This is a genomic window from Dactylosporangium sp. NPDC000244 (assembly GCF_040300725.1).
GTDB lineage: Bacteria > Actinomycetota > Actinomycetes > Mycobacteriales > Micromonosporaceae > Dactylosporangium.
The window spans coordinates 1-16,606 of sequence record NZ_JBEPEH010000035.1 but is presented as its reverse complement, the minus strand read 5'-3'; the positions used below and the strand labels follow the sequence as shown (position 1 = coordinate 16,606).

Here is a 16,606-nt window from a genome sequence, read left to right as displayed (position 1 = left end):
GTGTGCCAGGTGTTTTGTTGCGGCGGGCCGGCGGGTCTCAGCAGGCAGCGGCGGTCGCGTTCAGCGCGCAGCGGCGGTTGCGCTCCGGCGCGCAGCGGCGGTTGCGCTCGGCGCCGAGTGGCGGTTGCGCTCGGCGCCGAGCGGCGGTTGCGCTCGGTGTGGAGTCGCAGTCGGGCTCAGCGTGGGGTGGCGGTCGCGCGGCGGGCCAGCGCGACGAGCTCGGCGACGGCCGTGGGGGAGGGTGACGCGAGGTCGAGCGCGAGCAGCGCCTGGGAGAGCAGCTCCTCGGCCTGACGCCGGCACCAGTCGCGGGCGCCCGACTGCTCGATCGTCTTCGCGGCGCGCTCCACGTCCGCGTCGCTGAGCCGGGCCCGGCCCTCGAAGAGCGCGGCCAGCTCGTCGGCCCCGGCCGCGATCGCCGCGGCCACCGGCAGCGACCGCCGCCGCCGGCGCAGGTCGGGCCCGATGCCGCCGCGCTCGCCCCAGATGCCCAGGAGGTCCTCGGTGAACTGCACCGCGAGGCCCAGCCGCACGCCGAACAGCCGCAGCCGCTCCACCTGCGCCGGGTCCCCGCCGCCGGCCACCGCGCCGAGGGCACAGGCGGCGCCGAACAGCGCACCGGTGCGCTGCTCGACCATGGCCAGGCAGTCGCGCAGGAGATCGGTCCGCTCCTCGCCGCCGCCCACCGGGGCCGGCTGCGTGCGGGCCAGGGGCGGGGTGTCGCGAAGGGCCAGGGAGGCGTGCTGCCCGTGCAGGAGCTCCTGCACCGCATCGCCGAGGATGCGCAGCATGGCCCGGTCGGGTCCGGGGCGGCCGGGGCGCTGGCGGGGGCGGGCGGGGCTGCTGTGGGTCGGGTCGCCGGTGGCGATCACGTCGAAGGCCAGGGCCAGCAGGGCCTCGCCGCCGAGGGAGGCGGGCTCGGCGCCGACCACGCTCCAGGCGGTGCCGTCGGGGTGCTCATCCACCAGGTCGCGGCGGATCGCGGACCAGTGGTGCATGAGCTCGACGGCGACCGCCGAGGGCACCGCGTCGTGGGGGTCGCCGCCGACCGCGTCCGCGCATACCAGGGTCACGGCGCTGCGAATCGAGGCGGCGGGGGCGTCCTCGCCGCCCCAGGTGCGGTGGTGCCAGCCCAGCTGCAGCTCGGCGACCTCCCGGGACGGCTCGGGCAGGCGCCCGATCGCCGTTCGCAGGGGCGGGTCGACCAGCCGGCCGGCCCAGCGCAGGACGTCGTCCGTGGTCCGCAGCACGATGACCACCGCGGTCGCACCACCCATCGCCAAAGAGGGAGCACGCAGCAGGTGCTCGAGATCGGGTTGTGCCGATGCGAGCTGCCGGCGCCCGTGAACCTGGTCAAGTATGCCGGGGTGGCCCGGCGCGCATGCCGGATTCCGCAATGGAGGGGCCGTGTGGCGAAGACCGCAGTCGCCCGTACGGTGCGTGTCGCGCCGAAATCCGCGTGTCGCCCGCCGGAGCGTGTCCCGGCCCCGCGGAGCCGCCGGTCCGCGCGTCGGCCGCTGAAGCGTGTGCCGGCCTCGGGGAGCCGTGATCCGCGTGTCGCCCGTCGTGGCCTGCGCGGGCCCGCGATCCGCGCGTCGGCCGCTGGAGCGTGTGCAGGCCCCGCGGGCCCGTGGCCGACCGGCGAGCGCGCCGGCTCCACTGTGGAGGGTGGCGGGTCGGAGGCCATAGGGCCTTATTGCCCCGGCCGGTGTCCGGGTGAGGTGCGGGTGAGGCGCCCGGCGAGGCGGTGGCGGCGCGCGAGTCGTAAATTGTCGTAGCCGCGAGGCAGGATGTATGACAGCGCGCAAGCCGGACTGGTGGGGAGGTGGCGGTTGGCCGGCAAGATCAAGGACGAGGACATCGCCCTGGTCCGGGAGCGCACGTCGATCGAGGACGTGATCTCCGAGCACGTCACGCTGCGGTCGGCGGGTGGCGGCAACCTCAAGGGGCTGTGCCCGTTCCACGACGAGAAGACCGCCTCGTTCAACGTCTCACCGACCCGCAACGTGTACTTCTGTCACGGCTGCGGCGCCGGCGGTGACGCGATCAAGTTCCTGATGGACCACGATCATCTCTCGTTCGTGGAGTCCGTCGAGCGGCTGGCGTCCAAGGCCGGGCTGCAGCTGCACTACGTCGAGTCCGGCAGCGCGCCGGTGCGGCCCAGTGGCCAGAAGCACCGGCTGATCGCCGCGCACGCCGAGGCCGCGCGCTTCTACGCCGCGCAGCTCGGCACGCCCGGGGCCCGCAAGGCGCGCGAGTTCCTGGCGCAGCGCGGGTTCAGCAAGGAGGCGGCCGAGCGCTACGGGTGCGGGTTCGCCCCGGAGGGCTGGGACAACCTGGCCAAGCACCTGCGGGTGCAGGGGTTCTCGGCGCAGGAGCTGACCACCGCCGGGCTGTGCCGCGAGGGGCGCTCCGGCGGGCTCATCGACCGGTTCCGGCGACGGCTCGTGTGGCCGATCAAGGACATCTCGGGCGAGGTGATCGGCTTCGGCGCGCGGAAGCTGTTCGACGACGATGACGGGCCGAAATACCTCAACACGCCCGAGACGCCGCTGTACAAGAAGTCGCACGTGCTCTACGGCATCGACCAGGCCAAGCGCGAGATCGCCAAGCAGAGCCGGGTCGTGATCGTCGAGGGGTACACCGACGTGATGGCCTGCCACCTGGCCGGCGTCCCGGTGGCCGTGGCGACCTGCGGCACCGCGTTCGGCGGCGACCACATCTCCGTGCTGCGGCGGCTGCTCATGGACGCCGACGGCTACGGCGGCGAGATCATCTTCACGTTCGACGGCGACGCGGCCGGGCAGAAGGCGGCGCTGCGCGCGTTCGAGGACGATCAGCGCTTCGTCGCCCAGACGTTCATCGCGGTCGGCCCGGACGGCATGGACCCCTGCGATCTGCGGCTGGCCAAGGGCGATGCGGCCGTGCGGGACCTGGTCGCCGACCGGCAGCCGCTGCTCGACTTCGCGCTGCGCTCGGTCATCCAGCGCTTCGACCTCGACACCGCCGAGGGCCGCGTCGGCGCACTGCGGGCCACCGCGCCGCTGGTCGCGAAGATCAAGGACCGGACGCTGCGGCCCGAATACGCGCGCAAGCTCGCCGGGGACCTCGGCATGGAGCTCGAGACGGTGCAGCGCTCGGTGGCCTCGGCGGCCAAGGGCGTCATCGACCCGATGCCGCCCACGCAGCAGCGCCGCGTGCTCGCCCCGGACAGCGCCGAGGCGCTGGTCGAGCGGGAGGCGCTGAAGCTCGCGCTGCAGCAGCCGGCGCTCGCCGGGCCGATGTTCGACGCGATCGGCCCGGAGACGTACACGCATCCGACCTACAGCGTCCTGCGCACCGCGGTGCTGGAGGCGGGCGGCGCCTCGAGCGCGACCGGCGGAGCGGTCTGGATCGAGCAGGTCCGCGAGGCCTGCCTGGACCTGGCCGCGGGCGCGATGGTGGCCGAGCTGGCGGTGGAACCACTGCGCCTGGACGGCGACCCGGACCCGCGCTACGTCGAGGTGACGATCAACCGCCTGCAGCTCATGGCGCTGAACCGCACGATCGGCGAGCTGAAGTCGAAGCTGCAGCGGATCAACCCGGTGAGCAGCGCTGACGAGCACCTGCGGCTGTTCAGCGAGCTGGTGTCGCTGGAGCAGCACGCCCGCGCCCTGCGCGATCGGGGTGCGAGTCGTTGGTGAGGCGCGGCTCGCGCGTTCCGGTGGCGAGGCGCGGGCCGTCGCGCGGAGGGGGCGCGCGGGTCGCGGTGTCGTGTCCGTGCGCCGCAAGATCGACGCGTGGGCTGGTTACGACGCGCCGGCCGGTGACGAGGCGCGGGTCGTCGCGCGGCTGGGGCGTGCTGCGGGTGGCGGTGCCGTGTCCGTGCGCTACGAGGTCGACGTGCGGGCTGGTTGCGACGCGCAGGCGGCTGGTTGCGACGCGCGGGCTGGTGGGGAGGCGTGGGCCGGTGAGCGGGTCGTCGGCGTGGCCGGGGATGTTCGGCGCCGGTTCCTTCGTTCTTGCCGCGGCGGGCCTGGCAGAGAGGCCCGCCAGGGCCGAACGGTGTCTGACGGGAGCAACGGTCCGGACCCCCGCGGACCTGAGTCATGAACTTCGGAAATGGGAGTATTAGCCGTGTTTGGCGTTTTCAAGCGGCGGAAGCTGCCGGCCGGGCGCCGGCCGAGTCTCGGGGCGGACGAGCGCGTCGTCGCGTGGGCGGGGGCCACCGGCGATGACGTCGTCGTGGTGACCAATCACGGGGTGTGGCTGCCGGGGGCCGGGGAGCGGCTCGGGTGGCACGAGATTCACAAGGCGACGTGGTCGGGGCGGCAACTCTCCGTGACCGCCGCTCGGGAGGTGCCGGTGGATGACGACGCGTACGCGGTGATGGAGGACCGGCCGCCGCTCGTCGTCACGCTGCTCGATCCCGATCGGGTGCCGGATCAGGTGCGGGTGCGGGTCAACAAGTCGATCGCGCACACGTCGCATCATCCGCTCGAGGAGATCACCGGGGTGAAGGGCGGGGTGCGCGTCGTGGGGCGGCGGGTGCCGGGCGTCAACGGGCTGCGGTGGACGGTGCGCTACGACGAGGGTCTCGATGCGGCCGCGCCCGGGGTGGCCGAGCACACGGCGGCGTTGGTGGCCTGGGCGAAGTCGGGCGTCGGCGTGGTCGCGTGAGCGGCGGCGGGCCGGGCGCGCGGCGAGTGTGACGACCGGAGTGTCGACGCGGCCGCGGCCCGGGGTGGCCGAGCACACGGCGGCGTTGGTGGCCTGGGCGAAGTCAGGTGTCGGCGTGGTCGCGTGAGCGGAGGCGGGCCAGGCGCACGGCTAGCGTGACGACCAGGGCGACGTCGAGGAACGCGCCCGGGACCTTGGTCTTCGTGGCCAGGCCGAGGCTGTCGGGCAGGGTCAGGAACGGCAGGGCGACGACGGCCACGTGCACGCCGGTGCGCAGGCGGCCGGTGAGCTGCGTCGCGGCCAGCACGGCGATGCCCGCGAGCGCGTACCAGGCGTAGAACACCGGTCCGAGCACCGCCGTGACGAGCAGTGCGAGGCCGGCCAGGGTCAGGACGGCGTTGTGGTCGGTCGATCGGCGCACGGCCCGCAGCCACAGCCAGAGCAGCAGGGCGGCGAGGACCACCAGGCCGATCGCGCGGGCGATCGCGACGGAGGTGCCGAACGCGCCCGGCAGGCCCGCGACCCGCAGGACGTATCCGACCGCCATCCCGACGCCACTCGGGATCGACAGCCATTGCACCAGCCCCGCCGTGGCTCCCAGCGCGCGCAGGAAGCCCAGGCCGTGGCCGGTCAGTGCGGCAAGAACAGCGTAGGTCGCCACCGTCGCCGCCACAAATGTCGTTCGCTTCCGAAGGGACAGCAGCAGCAGTACGGCGAACGGCGCCGCCACCAGCCCGGTCACCTTGACCGCGGCGGCCAGCCCGAACGCGATGCCGCCGAGCGTGGCCCGGCCGCGGGCCGCCAGCGCGAAGCCGGCGAGCGCGAACCCGGCCACCAGGATGTCGTTGTGCGCGCCGGATATCACGTGTACGAGCACCAGCGGGCTGGCCGCGAGCGCCGCGTTGCCGTCCGTGAACCGGTGCGCGGCCGCCACGCACAGCACCAGCCCGAGGACCGCGACCAGGCGGAACAGCCCGACGGCGACGAGCAGGTGCCCGTGTGCGGCCCAGGCCACGGCGCCGGAGATCGCGAACCACAGCGGGCCGTAGGGCGTCGGGGTGTCGCGCCACAGCGGCGGGACGTCCGACAGCCACGTGCAGGGCAGCGCCGACGGGCCGTGCTCGTAGAGGTTGATGCCGGCGTTGAAGAGCTGGCCCTGGCAGGCGTACGCGTACACGTCGAGGGCGCCCATGGGCGGGGCGACGAGCAGCGGCAGGCTCCACAGCGCGGCCGTCACGAGCAGGCTCCCCGGCTCGCCGCGCAGGTTCCACCAGGCGTAGGCGAGGATGCCCAGCGCCACGAACCAGACGCACACGCCCGTCACCCAGGCGGCGTCGTGGGTCCCGGGCCGGCCCGCCAGGTATCCGCTGAGCGCCAGCAGGGTTGAGGCCGCGAGCCCGAGCCATCGCACGAGGGGCATCGTAATCGCCGCGAAAATGTCGTACCCCGCCGCTATGGTCGGGTCGTGGTCGACGACGGGGCATTGATCGCGGCGAGCGGGCTGGTCAAACGGTTCGGGAATTTCACGGCTGTCGATGGGATCGATGTCCGGGTGGCGCCCGGCGAGGCGTTCGGGTTCCTGGGGCCCAACGGGGCCGGCAAGTCCTCCACGATGCGCATGATCGGCTGCGTGTCGCGGCCCACCAGCGGGCGGCTGCGCATCCTGGGCCTGGACGCGGCGCGCGACGGGCCGGCGATCCGGGCGCGGCTCGGGGTGTGCCCGCAGCAGGACACGCTCGATCCCGAGCTCACCGTGCTGGAGAACCTGGTGGTCTACGCGCGCTACTTCCGCATCCCGCGGCGCGTCGCGCGCGAGCGGGCCCGGGAGCTGCTCGACTTCGTGCAGCTCGGTGACCGGGCCGGGGACCAGGTCGAGCCGCTGTCCGGTGGCATGAAGCGGCGGCTGACGATCGCCCGGGCGCTGATCAACGAGCCCGACCTGGTGCTGCTCGACGAGCCGACGACCGGGCTCGACCCGCAGGCCCGGCACCTGGTGTGGGAGCGGCTGTTCCGGCTCAAGCAGCGCGGCGTGACGCTGGTGCTCACCACGCACTACATGGACGAGGCCGAGCAGTTGTGCGACCGGCTCGTGGTGATGGACGGCGGGCGGATCGTGGCCGAAGGCTCGCCGAGGGAGCTCATCGCGCGGCACTCGACGCGCGAGGTCGTCGAGGTCCGCTTCGGCCTCGAAAGTCCGGCCGACCCGGCGCAGGGCGACAAGCTCGACGGGATCGGCGAGCGGATCGAGGTGCTGCCGGACCGCACGCTCGTCTATGCCGACGACGGCGACGAGGCGCTGGCCGAGATCGCCGCGCGGGGGCTGGCCCCGTCGAGCACGCTGGTGCGCCGCGGCTCGCTCGAGGACGTGTTCCTGCACCTCACCGGCCGGACGCTGGTCGAGTGATGGGGACGCTCGCGGTCCTCGAATACCACCTGGTGTGCTATCGGCGCATCTGGCGCAGCTCGGTGCTGAGCTCCTTCGCGCTGCCGGCGATGTTCCTCGTCGCCATGGGGGTGACGGTCGGCGGATACGTGGACGCGCGGCCGTCCGGGCTCGGCGCGCCCTACCTCGACTGGATCGGGCCGGGGCTGCTCGCCTCGACGGCGCTGCAGGTCGCGGTGAACGACGCGACCTGGCCCGTGTTCTCGATGTTCAACTGGATTCGCACCTATCACGCGATGCGCGCCTCGCCGGTGACGTCCGCCGACATCCTGCGGGGGCACCTGCTCTACGTGTGCCTGCGCGTCGGGGTCGCGGCGATCGCCTTCCTGCTGGTGCTGCTGCCGTTCGGCGCCCTGCACTCGTGGTGGGCGCCGGCGACGCTCGGGCCCGCGATCCTGACCGGGCTCGCGTTCGCGGCGCCGTCGTTCGCGTTCGCCTCGGTGGTGGCCAGCGACAACTACTTCGCGGTGCTGTTCCGGCTCGTGGTCGTGCCGATGACGCTCTTCGCCGGGGTGTTCTTCCCGGTCGGCGCGCTGCCGGCGCCGGCCCGCGTCCTGGCCTACGCGTCGCCGCTGTGGCACGGCGTGGAGCTCTGCCGCGCGGCGACGCTGGGCACGGCGACGGCCTGGGGCGTGTGGGCGCACCTCGGGGTCCTGGCCGCCTACGCCGGGCTCGGCTACGCGCTCGCGGTGCGCGGGTTCACCCGGCGGCTGGAGGACTGAGGGGATGCTGCTCGGGGGTGCGCTCTCGGTGATGTTGCGCAACGTATCGGCGGCGCGGCACGTGACCTACTGGCTCGTGCTCGTGTCGGGGATCGCCGAGCCGATGCTCTACCTGTTCTCGATCGGGGTCGGCGTCGGGCAGCTCATCGGCGACGTGCCGGTCGGGGACGGGCGGCTGGTGTCGTATGCCGAGTTCGTGGCCCCGGCGACGCTGGCCGCCTCGGCGATGACGGGCGCGATGGCGGAGACAGTCATGAACTTCTACGGGAAGCTGAAGTTCATGAAGCTGTACGACGCGACGCTGGCCACGCCGGTGACGCCGCTGCAGCTGGCCTCGGGCGAGCTGCTGTGGGCCATGACGCGGGGCGCGTTCTACTCGGCCGCGTTCCTCGTGGTGATGGTGGCCCTCGGCCTGACCTCGCCGCTGCGGGCGGTCGCGGCCTTCCCCGCCGCGCTGCTCGTCGGGTTCGCCTTCGGCGGGCTGGGGATGGCGCTGTCGACGTTCCTGCGCTCGTGGCAGGACTTCGACTACGTGAACGTGGGGCAGTTCGCGCTGTTCCTGTTCAGCGGGGTGTTCGCGCCGCCGTCGGACTACCCGCTCGTCGCGCGCGTGCTGGTGGAGGCCACGCCGCTGTATCACGGGGTCGAGCTCGTGCGCGGGCTGTGCCTGGGGCTGTGGTCGTGGGGGATGGCCGGGCACGCGGCATACCTGGCGGCGCTGGCCGTGGCCGGCCTGTGGCTGGCGGGCCGCCGCCTCGGCCGGCTCCTGCTGACCTGACGGTCCGGCGGCCCGGGCCGGGCGCCGGTGTGTGTGGGAGCGTGCACACACCGTGGCCGACCCCTGCGTGTGAGAAAGTGTCTTGTCCCATTTGTGGGCAATTCCGAAAGCGGTGGCGAGGCTCCGGCAGGCCTCGCGAGCTGCGAAAACGCTCTTATTTTCGAAGTCGCACGAACTTCCGCTGGAATCAGCAAAAGTTTGGTAACGGGCGCCAGAAGGTCTAGACGGGGGGTCCCGGAGGCGCCTAGAGTCTCGTCGCAACACGGGTGTAACGCGGGCCACACGGGTCGGCAATCAACCGTGGTCTGCCGGTGTGGTGGTGTAGCCGCATGTCGTGGTGCACCAGGGCTCTGCGACCTGACGAGGAGGTGCCTCAATGAACACGGTCAGCGCCACCGACAATCCGGTTCAGTCGCGCCTGCTCCGGCTGTTGCGGGACACCGGAGCGCTTTCGCGGGCCGAGCTGGCGGATCGGCTCGAGGTGCCGCGGCCGCGGCTGCTGGCCGACCTCGACGCGCTCGTCGCCACGGGGCTCATCCGCGAGGCCGGACCGGCCGCGAGCCGGGGCGGCCGGCGCTCGACGCTCGTCGAGCTGAACCCCAGCCTGCGCTTCGCCGCGGTCGACCTCGGGGCGAGCTCGATCGACGTCGAGATCACCGACGGGCGGCTGGAGCCGATCACCGCGTACGGGGAGCCCGCGGACATCCGCTCGGGCCCCAAGGTCATCCTGCAGCGCGTCAACGAGATCCTGCACAAGTTCCGGGCGGAGGGGGCGTACGAGCGCCTTCACGCCATCGGGATCGGGGTGCCCGGGCCGGTCAGCTTCCGCGACGGGGTGCCCGTCTCGCCGCCGATCATGCCCGGATGGGACCGGTTCCCGGTGCGCGAGGTGCTCGGCCGCGAGCACAACTGCCCGGTCGTCGTCGACAACGACGTCAACATCATGAGCATCGGCGAGCGCTACGGCGGCGTCGCGCACTCGGTCGACAACCTGCTGTTCCTCAAGGTCGGCACGGGCATCGGGTGCGGCATCTACCTCAACGGCGAGGTGTACCGGGGCACCGACGGCTGCGCCGGCGACATCGGCCACATCCAGGTCGACAGCCACGGGCCGGTGTGCTCGTGCGGCAACGTCGGCTGCCTGGAGGCGCTCTTCGGCGGCGGCGCGCTCGCGCGGGACGCCATGGCGGCGGCGCGCAGCGGTGCGTCGCCGGCGCTCGCGGACCGCCTCGAAGCCAACGGCTCGGTGACCGCCAAGGACGTCGCCGACGGGGCGGCCGAGGGCGACGTCAGCTGCATCCGGCTGATCCGCGACGGCGGACGGCGCGTCGGCGGGGTGCTCGCCGGCCTGGTCAGCTTCATCAACCCGTCGATGATCGTGATCGGCGGCGGCCTGGCCGGGCTCGGGCACATCCTGCTCGCCGAGATCCGCAGCGTCGTCTACCGGCGCTCACTGCCTCTCGCGACCGGCAACCTGCCGGTCGTCCTGTCCGAGCTCGGCCCCCGTGCCGGCGTCGTAGGCGCCGCGGTGCTGGCCAGCGAACTCGCGTATGGACGGCCATCATGACAGATCCACCGGCACACCAACCGGCACATCAACACGACGAAGTCCTTCGCCTCACCGACGTGGTGAAGACCTTCCCCGGCGTGCGCGCGCTCGACGGGGTTCAGCTGGAGGTACGGGCGGGCGAGGTGCACTGCCTGCTCGGGCAGAACGGCGCCGGCAAGTCCACCCTCATCAAGGTGCTCGCCGGCGTGCACGCCCCGGACTCCGGCGAGATCCGCTGGCAGGGCGAGCCCGTCTCGTTCGGCAACCCGCAGGCCGCCATGAAGGCCGGCATCGCCACCATCTACCAGGAGCTCGACCTCGTCGACGGGCTCAGCGTGGCCGAGAACATGTACCTCGGCCACGAGCCCAACGCCGGCGGCTTCGTGGCGCGCCGGTCGATGCGCCGCGGCGCGGCCGCGATCCTGGAGCGCCTCGGGCACCCGGAGATCCCGGCCGCCCGCGAGGTCGGCAAGCTGCCCGCCGCCGCGAAGCAGATCGTGAGCATGGGCCGGGCGCTGTCGCGCGAGGCACGGCTGCTCATCATGGACGAGCCGAGCGCCGTGCTCGCCCACGACGAGGTCGAGAACCTCTTCCGCATCGTGCGCGGGCTCACCGCCCAGGGCATCGCGGTCATCTACATCTCCCACCGCCTCGACGAGATCCGCGAGATCGGCGACCGGGTCACGGTGCTCAAGGACGGGCGCACCACCGCCGCGAACCTCGACGCCAAGACCACGCCGAACCGCGAGCTGGTGAGCCGGATGACCGGGCGCACCATCGAGTACGTCTTCCCGGAGCGCCCCGCCGCGCGCACGTTCACCGAGGCGCCGATCCTGCGGGTGGAGAACCTCACGCTGCCGGGACGGTTCGCCGACGTGTCCCTCGACGTGCACGGCGGCGAGATCGTGGGCATCACGGGACTCGTCGGCTCGGGCCGCTCCGAGGTGCTCGAGTCCATCTACGGGGCTCGCCGGCCGACCACCGGTACCGTGGAAATGCTTGGAAAGAAGGTGCGCCGGGGCGACGTCGGCGCCGCCGTGCGGGCCGGCATCGGCATGGCGCCGGAGGAGCGCAAGAGCCAGGCGCTGCTGCTGGGCGAGCCGATCTACCGCAACGTGACCCTGGCCGGGTTCGCCCGCTTCGCCAAGGGCGGCTTCACCGACGCCGGTCGCGAGCGCACCGTCGCCGAGGACATCACCCGCAGCCTGGACCTGCGCCCGGCGGACGTGCGCCGCCCGGTGCGCACGCTGTCCGGCGGCAACCAGCAGAAGGTCGTCGTCGGGCGCTGGCTGCTCGGCGGCACCCGGCTGCTGCTGCTCGACGAGCCGACCCGCGGCGTTGACGTGGGCGCCCGCGCCGAGCTCTACCAGGTCATCCGCCGCCTCGCCGACGAGGGCGTGGGCGTGCTGCTCGTCTCCAGCGAGGTGCCCGAGGTCCTCGGCCTCGCCGACCGCGTGCTCGTCATGCGCGAGGGCCGGCTCGTGCACGAGGCGCCCGCCGGCGAGCTCGACGAAGACACCGTGCTCGACCTGGTCATGGCCGGATCGCTGCTCGACGGCGCCGACCTGTCGAGCAACACCCCCGAAGGGACCGCAGCATGAGCGGTTCGGAGCGAAGCGGAGAGGCCGTGAAACAGGAAACGCAGGTTTGGCTCAGGCCGGCGCCGGAGCTTGCGGAGGCGTCGGCATGAGCACCACCATCGAACCACCGGTGGACGTCCACGACCGGCCGCGCGTGACCGCCCAGGGCTTCTGGCAGCGCGAGGGTTCGGATCACGCCAAGCGCAACCTGGCCCTGATCGGCGTGCTGCTCCTGCTGCTGATCATCGGCATGTTCACCCGGCCGGACATCTTCCTGAGCGGGTCCGGCCTGTGGCAGAACGAGGTCGTCGTGCTCAGCCAGGCCTCCTCCATCGGCGTGATCACGGTCGGCATGACCTTCGTGATCATCGCCGGCGGGATCGACCTGTCCGTCGGGGCGATCCTGGCGCTGGCCAGCGTGTGGTGCACGACGGTGGCCACCCAGAGCTACGGCCCGGCCGTCATGGTCTTCGCGGCGCTGGCCGTGGGCGCCCTGGCCGGCCTGGTCAACGGGGTCCTGATCGCCTACGGCCGGCTGGTGGCGTTCATCGCGACGCTGGCCATGATGGTCTCCGCCCGCGGCCTGGCCCAGAACATCTCCCAGTCGCACACCCAGATCACCAACGACCCGTTCATCCGGTCGCTCGCCAGCGACAAGATCCTCGGCGTGCCGTACATCGTCCTCATCTTCCTGGTCGTGACCGCGCTCGGCTGGGTCCTGCTCAACCGGACCACGTTCGGCCGGCGGACCGTCGCCATCGGCGGCAACCCCGAGGCTTCCCGCCTCGCCGGGATCAACGTGCGGCTGCAGACGATGCTGCTGTACGTCCTGTCGGGCCTCTGCTGCGGCATCGCCGCCATCATGGTGGTCTCCCAGACCTGGTCGGGCAGCAACACCAACGGCGAGGGATACGAGCTCAGCGCGATCGCCGCCGCGATCATCGGCGGCACCCTGCTCACCGGCGGCCGCGGCACCATCGTCGGCTCGCTGCTCGGCGTGCTGATCTTCAGCCAGATCACGAACCTGTTCATCGTCAACGGTCTGCCGCTGGACATCCAGCGCGTCATCAACGGCGGCATCATCGTCGTCGCCGTGCTCGTCCAGCAGTTCCGGGTCGGGTCCTTCCCGTTCCTGAAGCGCACAGCCGCGAAGTAACCAACGCCTCGTATCACCACGCGACCGTCCACGCCGGGACGGTGGCGCTGATCAACACACCCACAAACACCCCCAATTGGAGGTCGCGATGAGCGACATGTCCCGGCGCCGGCTTCTGCTCGGCGGGGCCGCCCTCGGCGCTGGTGCGCTGCTGGCCGGCTGCACCTCGAACGACACGAAGGACAGCGAGCCGCAGACCAACACCAAGGCGGGCAACGCCGCCAGCGAGGCCCCGGGCAAGCCCGTCACCATCGGCTTCTCCGCCCCGGCGGCCGACCACGGCTGGATCGGCGCCATCACCGCCAACGCCAAGGCCCAGGCGGCCAAGTTCTCCGACGTCACGCTGAAGGCGGTCGACGCCGGCAAGGACGCCCCGGCGCAGATCGCCGCGCTGGAGACCCTGATCGCCAGCAAGCCCGACGCGATCGTCCTGCTGCCGCAGGACGGCGCCCAGCTCACCACGGTCGGCAAGAAGGCCATGGACGCGGGCATCATCGTCATCAACCTCGACCGCGAGTTCTCGGACGCGGCCGCGTCGTTCTGCCTCATCAAGGGCGACAACTACGGCATGGGCGTGGCCGCCGGGCACTACGTCGGCGAGAAGCTCAAGGGCAAGACCGACGCGGTCATCGGCGAGATCCCCGGCATCGACGACCTGCAGCTGACCAAGGACCGCTCCAAGGGCTTCGCCGACACGCTCAAGGGCTACGGGCTCAGCGTCAAGCACCGGGTCGCGGCCGGCTTCACGGTGCAGTCCGGCCAGGCCGCCGCGGCGAACCTGCTGCAGGCCGCGCCGAAGCTCGACGCGGTGTGGAACCACGACGACGACCAGGGCGTCGGCGTGCTCGCCGCGATCCAGCAGGCCGGGCGCAAGGAGTTCTTCCTGGTCGGCGGCGCGGGCTCCCGCGACGCGATGGACCACATCAAGTCCGGCGACACCGTGCTCACCGCGACGGTCACGTACCCGCCGTCGATGGCCTCGTCGGCGATCATCCTGGCCCGGCTCGCGGCCCAGGGCAAGGGCATGGGCGACCTGGTCGAGCTGCAGGTTCCGAAGATGATCGTGCTGCAGTCCGAGACGATCACCAAGGACAACGTCGACAAGTATCTGCCGCTCGGCTTCAAGTCCTGAACCACCGTTCTTGAGAGAGGAACCGCCAGTGTCCAGTCAGGAGCTGCGCGTCGGCATGGTCGGCTACGCGTTCATGGGGGCCGCCCACTCGCAGGCTTGGCGCACGGTGAACCGTGTCTTCGACCTGCCGGCCAGGGCGAGCATGGTCGCCGTGTGCGGGCGCGACGCGGCCTCGGTGGCCGAGGCCGCGCAAAGGCTCGGCTGGGCCGAGGCGGTGACCGACTGGCGTGAGCTGATCGCCCGGGACGACATCGACGTCATCGACGTGTGTACCCCGGGCGACAGCCACGCCGAGATCGCGATCGCCGCGCTCGAGGCGGGCAAGCACGTGCTGTGCGAGAAGCCGCTGGCCAACACCGTCGAGGAGGCCCGGGCGATGGTGGCCGCGGCGGCCAAGGCCCGGGCCGTGGGCGTGCGCTCCGCGTGCGGGTTCAACTACCGCCGCGTGCCCGCCGTCAGCCTCATGCGCAACCTGATCGCCGCCGGCCGGCTCGGCGCGATCCGCCACGTCCGCGCCGCGTACCTGCAGGACTGGATCGTGGACCCGAACTTCCCGCTGGTGTGGCGCCTGCAGCGGGAGAAGGCCGGCTCGGGCGCGCTCGGCGACATCGGCGCGCACATCATCGACCTCACCCAGTTCGTCACCGGGCAGCGCATCACGGGGGTGAGCGGGCTGACCGAGACGTTCATCAAGGAGCGGCCGCTGCCGGAGGCCGCGAGCGGGCTCTCGGCGTCGGCGGGCACGGCCACGGGCGAGGTGACGGTCGACGACGCCGCCCTGTTCATCGCCCGGCTCGACGGGGGAGCGGTGGCGACGTACGAGGCGTCCCGGTTCGCGACCGGGCGCAAGAACGCGCTGCGGGTGGAGGTCAACGGGGAGCACGGCTCCCTCGCCTTCGATCTCGAGCGCCTCAACGAGCTCGAGTTCTTCGACGCCACCCGGCCCGCGGCCGAGCAGGGCTGGTCGCGCATCCTGGTGACCGAGGGCGAGCACCCGTACCTCGGCGCCTGGTGGCCGCCGGGCCACATCCTCGGCTACGAGCACTCCTTCACCCACGAGATGCGCGACTTCATCGAGGCGATCGCGACCGGCGCCGACCCGACGCCGTCCTTTGAGGACGCGCTGCAGGTGCAGCTGGTGCTCGACGCGGTGGCCCGGTCGGACTCCTCGTGGGTGAGTGTGGCGTCATGAGCGATCCGTACGCTCCCACGCCGGCCGACCGGTTCTCGTTCGGGCTGTGGACCGTGGGCTGGCAGGCCCAGGACGTCTTCGGCTCGGCGTCGCGCCCGGCTCTCGACCCGGTCGAGACCGTGCACCGGCTGGCCGGGCTGGGGGCGTACGGCGTCAGCTTCCACGACGACGACCTGATCCCGTTCGGCAGCGACGAGGCCGCGCGGGACAAGATCGTGGCGCGCTTCCGCGAGGCCCTCGACGACACCGGGCTGGTCGTGTCCATGGCGACCACGAACCTGTTCGGCCACCCGATCTTCAAGGACGGCGCGTTCACCGCCAACGACCGTGCCGTGCGGCGCTACGCGCTGCAGAAGGTCCTGCGCAACATCGATCTCGCGGCCGAGCTGGGCGCGCCCACCTACGTGCTCTGGGGCGGCCGCGAGGGCGCCGAGTCCGGGGCGGGCAAGCAGATGCGGGCCGCCCTGGACCGCTACCGCGAGGCCATCAACGCCATCTGCGCCTACATCCGCGAGCGCGGGTACGACATGCGCCTGGCCATCGAGCCCAAGCCGAACGAGCCGCGCGGCGACATCCTGCTGCCGACGATCGGCCACGCGCTCGCGCTGATCTCGACGCTCGACGAGCCGTCGCGGGTCGGGCTCAACCCCGAGGTCGGCCACGAGGAGATGGCCGGGCTGAACTTCGCCCACGGCATCGCCCAGGCGCTCTGGCACGGCAAGCTGTTCCACATCGACCTCAACGGCCAGCACGGGCCCCGCTTCGACCAGGACCTGCGCTTCGGGGCCGGCAACCTGCGGGGCGCGTTCTGGACCGTCGACGTGCTCGAGAACTCCTCCGGCTACCCGACCGCCTACGCCGGCCCGCGCCACTTCGACTACAAGCCCCCGCGCACCGAGGACGCCGACGGCGTCTGGGTCACCGCGGCGGCGTGCATGCGCAACTACCTGATCCTGCGCGAGAAGGTCCGCGCGTTCCGCGACGACCCCGAGGTGTCGGCCGCCCTGGCCACCGCCCGGGTCGACGAGCTGTCGGTGCCGACGCTGCTGCCGGGGGAGTCCCTGGCGCAGCTGCGCGCCGAGGAGATCGACATCGACGCCGTCGCCGCGCGCGGCATGGCGTTCGAACGCCTCGACCAGCTGGCCATGGAGCATCTGCTGGGCATTCGAGGCTGAGTCTGCTTCGCCGGGCCCGGTAGCGAGGGCCCGCCCGCGGTTGCGCCCCGCGGGTGGGGGTACCGGATCCGGTGGGGAGTAAGACCGGAGCGCCGGGGGGGGGGGCCCCCCCCCCCCCCCCCCCCCCCCCAAAAAAAAAAAAAAAAAAAAAAAAAAAATCGGGGGGGTGGGGGAGAAGGTGGATGGGGGTGGGTTGTTTAAGGGGGGGGGCGGGGGAATA

The 16,606-nt window shown here is 72.3% G+C and carries 13 protein-coding genes; 11 read left to right on the top strand and 2 right to left on the bottom strand.

The features are described 5' to 3' along the window. Positions 1-176: 176 nt before the first annotated feature. Positions 177-1,277, bottom strand: a complete 1,101-nt coding sequence (locus ABT369_RS40525; RefSeq protein ID WP_350620692.1) for a polyprenyl synthetase family protein — start codon at positions 1,275-1,277, stop codon at positions 177-179. 555 nt (positions 1,278-1,832) lie between these two features. Between ABT369_RS40525 and dnaG the strand changes: the two genes are divergently transcribed. Beyond that, a complete protein-coding gene (gene dnaG / locus ABT369_RS40520; RefSeq protein ID WP_350620690.1) occupies positions 1,833-3,683 on the top strand; it encodes a DNA primase in 1,851 nt (616 codons plus the stop codon). 433 nt (positions 3,684-4,116) lie between these two features. Next, on the top strand, positions 4,117-4,659 hold the full coding sequence (locus tag ABT369_RS40515) for a hypothetical protein (RefSeq protein ID WP_350620688.1): 543 nt from the start codon (positions 4,117-4,119) through the stop codon (positions 4,657-4,659). 103 nt (positions 4,660-4,762) lie between these two features. Here the strand turns inward: ABT369_RS40515 and mptB are convergent, their stop codons facing one another. Beyond that, positions 4,763-6,070, bottom strand: a complete 1,308-nt coding sequence (gene mptB, locus ABT369_RS40510; protein ID WP_350620686.1) for a polyprenol phosphomannose-dependent alpha 1,6 mannosyltransferase MptB — start codon at positions 6,068-6,070, stop codon at positions 4,763-4,765. 54 nt (positions 6,071-6,124) lie between these two features. On the opposite strand from mptB, the gene ABT369_RS40505 reads away from it, so the two are divergent. The 9 genes from ABT369_RS40505 to xylA all read left to right on the top strand — a co-directional run bounded on the left by ABT369_RS40505 (position 6,125) and on the right by xylA (position 16,386). Further along, a complete protein-coding gene (locus tag ABT369_RS40505) occupies positions 6,125-7,063 on the top strand; it encodes an ABC transporter ATP-binding protein (RefSeq protein ID WP_350620684.1) in 939 nt (312 codons plus the stop codon). Then, positions 7,063-7,824, top strand: a complete 762-nt coding sequence (locus ABT369_RS40500; protein WP_350620919.1) for an ABC transporter permease — start codon at positions 7,063-7,065, stop codon at positions 7,822-7,824. The genes ABT369_RS40505 and ABT369_RS40500 overlap by 1 nt, the downstream gene beginning before the upstream one ends. 31 nt (positions 7,825-7,855) lie before the next feature. After that, complete coding sequence (locus ABT369_RS40495) at positions 7,856-8,602, top strand: ABC transporter permease (RefSeq protein ID WP_502891880.1); 747 nt, start codon at positions 7,856-7,858, stop codon at positions 8,600-8,602. A gap of 376 nt (positions 8,603-8,978) precedes the next feature. Then, the gene (locus ABT369_RS40490) at positions 8,979-10,169 is read left to right on the top strand and encodes an ROK family transcriptional regulator (RefSeq protein ID WP_350620682.1); all 1,191 of its coding nucleotides are present in this window, start codon (positions 8,979-8,981) and stop codon (positions 10,167-10,169) included. Then, positions 10,166-11,752, top strand: a complete 1,587-nt coding sequence (locus ABT369_RS40485; protein ID WP_350620680.1) for a sugar ABC transporter ATP-binding protein — start codon at positions 10,166-10,168, stop codon at positions 11,750-11,752. The genes ABT369_RS40490 and ABT369_RS40485 overlap by 4 nt, the downstream gene beginning before the upstream one ends. A gap of 85 nt (positions 11,753-11,837) precedes the next feature. Then, positions 11,838-12,887, top strand: coding sequence for an ABC transporter permease (locus ABT369_RS40480; RefSeq protein WP_350620678.1), 1,050 nt, complete (start codon positions 11,838-11,840; stop codon positions 12,885-12,887). An 88-nt stretch (positions 12,888-12,975) separates the two neighbouring features. Beyond that, positions 12,976-14,019 carry a substrate-binding domain-containing protein gene (locus ABT369_RS40475; protein WP_350620676.1) on the top strand — a complete coding sequence of 348 codons (1,044 nt, stop codon included), beginning with the start codon at positions 12,976-12,978 and terminating at the stop codon, positions 14,017-14,019. Between the two features lie 55 nt (positions 14,020-14,074). Beyond that, on the top strand, positions 14,075-15,211 hold the full coding sequence (locus ABT369_RS40470; protein WP_350620917.1) for a Gfo/Idh/MocA family protein: 1,137 nt from the start codon (positions 14,075-14,077) through the stop codon (positions 15,209-15,211). Beyond that, positions 15,208-16,386, top strand: coding sequence for a xylose isomerase (gene xylA, locus ABT369_RS40465; RefSeq protein WP_350620674.1), 1,179 nt, complete (start codon positions 15,208-15,210; stop codon positions 16,384-16,386). The genes ABT369_RS40470 and xylA overlap by 4 nt, the downstream gene beginning before the upstream one ends. The last annotated feature ends 220 nt before the right edge of the window (positions 16,387-16,606 follow it).

Coding starts and splice junctions, on each gene's coding strand:
- ABT369_RS40500 (WP_350620919.1), top strand. CDS start 7,063: ATGGGGACGCTCGCGGTCCTCGAATACCACCTGGTGTGCTATCGGCGC.
- ABT369_RS40495 (WP_502891880.1), top strand. CDS start 7,856: ATGTTGCGCAACGTATCGGCGGCGCGGCACGTGACCTACTGGCTCGTG.
- xylA (WP_350620674.1), top strand. CDS start 15,208: ATGAGCGATCCGTACGCTCCCACGCCGGCCGACCGGTTCTCGTTCGGG.
- ABT369_RS40470 (WP_350620917.1), top strand. CDS start 14,075: ATGGTCGGCTACGCGTTCATGGGGGCCGCCCACTCGCAGGCTTGGCGC.
- ABT369_RS40525 (WP_350620692.1), bottom strand. CDS start 1,277: ATGGGTGGTGCGACCGCGGTGGTCATCGTGCTGCGGACCACGGACGAC.
- ABT369_RS40485 (WP_350620680.1), top strand. CDS start 10,166: ATGACAGATCCACCGGCACACCAACCGGCACATCAACACGACGAAGTC.
- ABT369_RS40480 (WP_350620678.1), top strand. CDS start 11,838: ATGAGCACCACCATCGAACCACCGGTGGACGTCCACGACCGGCCGCGC.
- ABT369_RS40475 (WP_350620676.1), top strand. CDS start 12,976: ATGAGCGACATGTCCCGGCGCCGGCTTCTGCTCGGCGGGGCCGCCCTC.
- ABT369_RS40490 (WP_350620682.1), top strand. CDS start 8,979: ATGAACACGGTCAGCGCCACCGACAATCCGGTTCAGTCGCGCCTGCTC.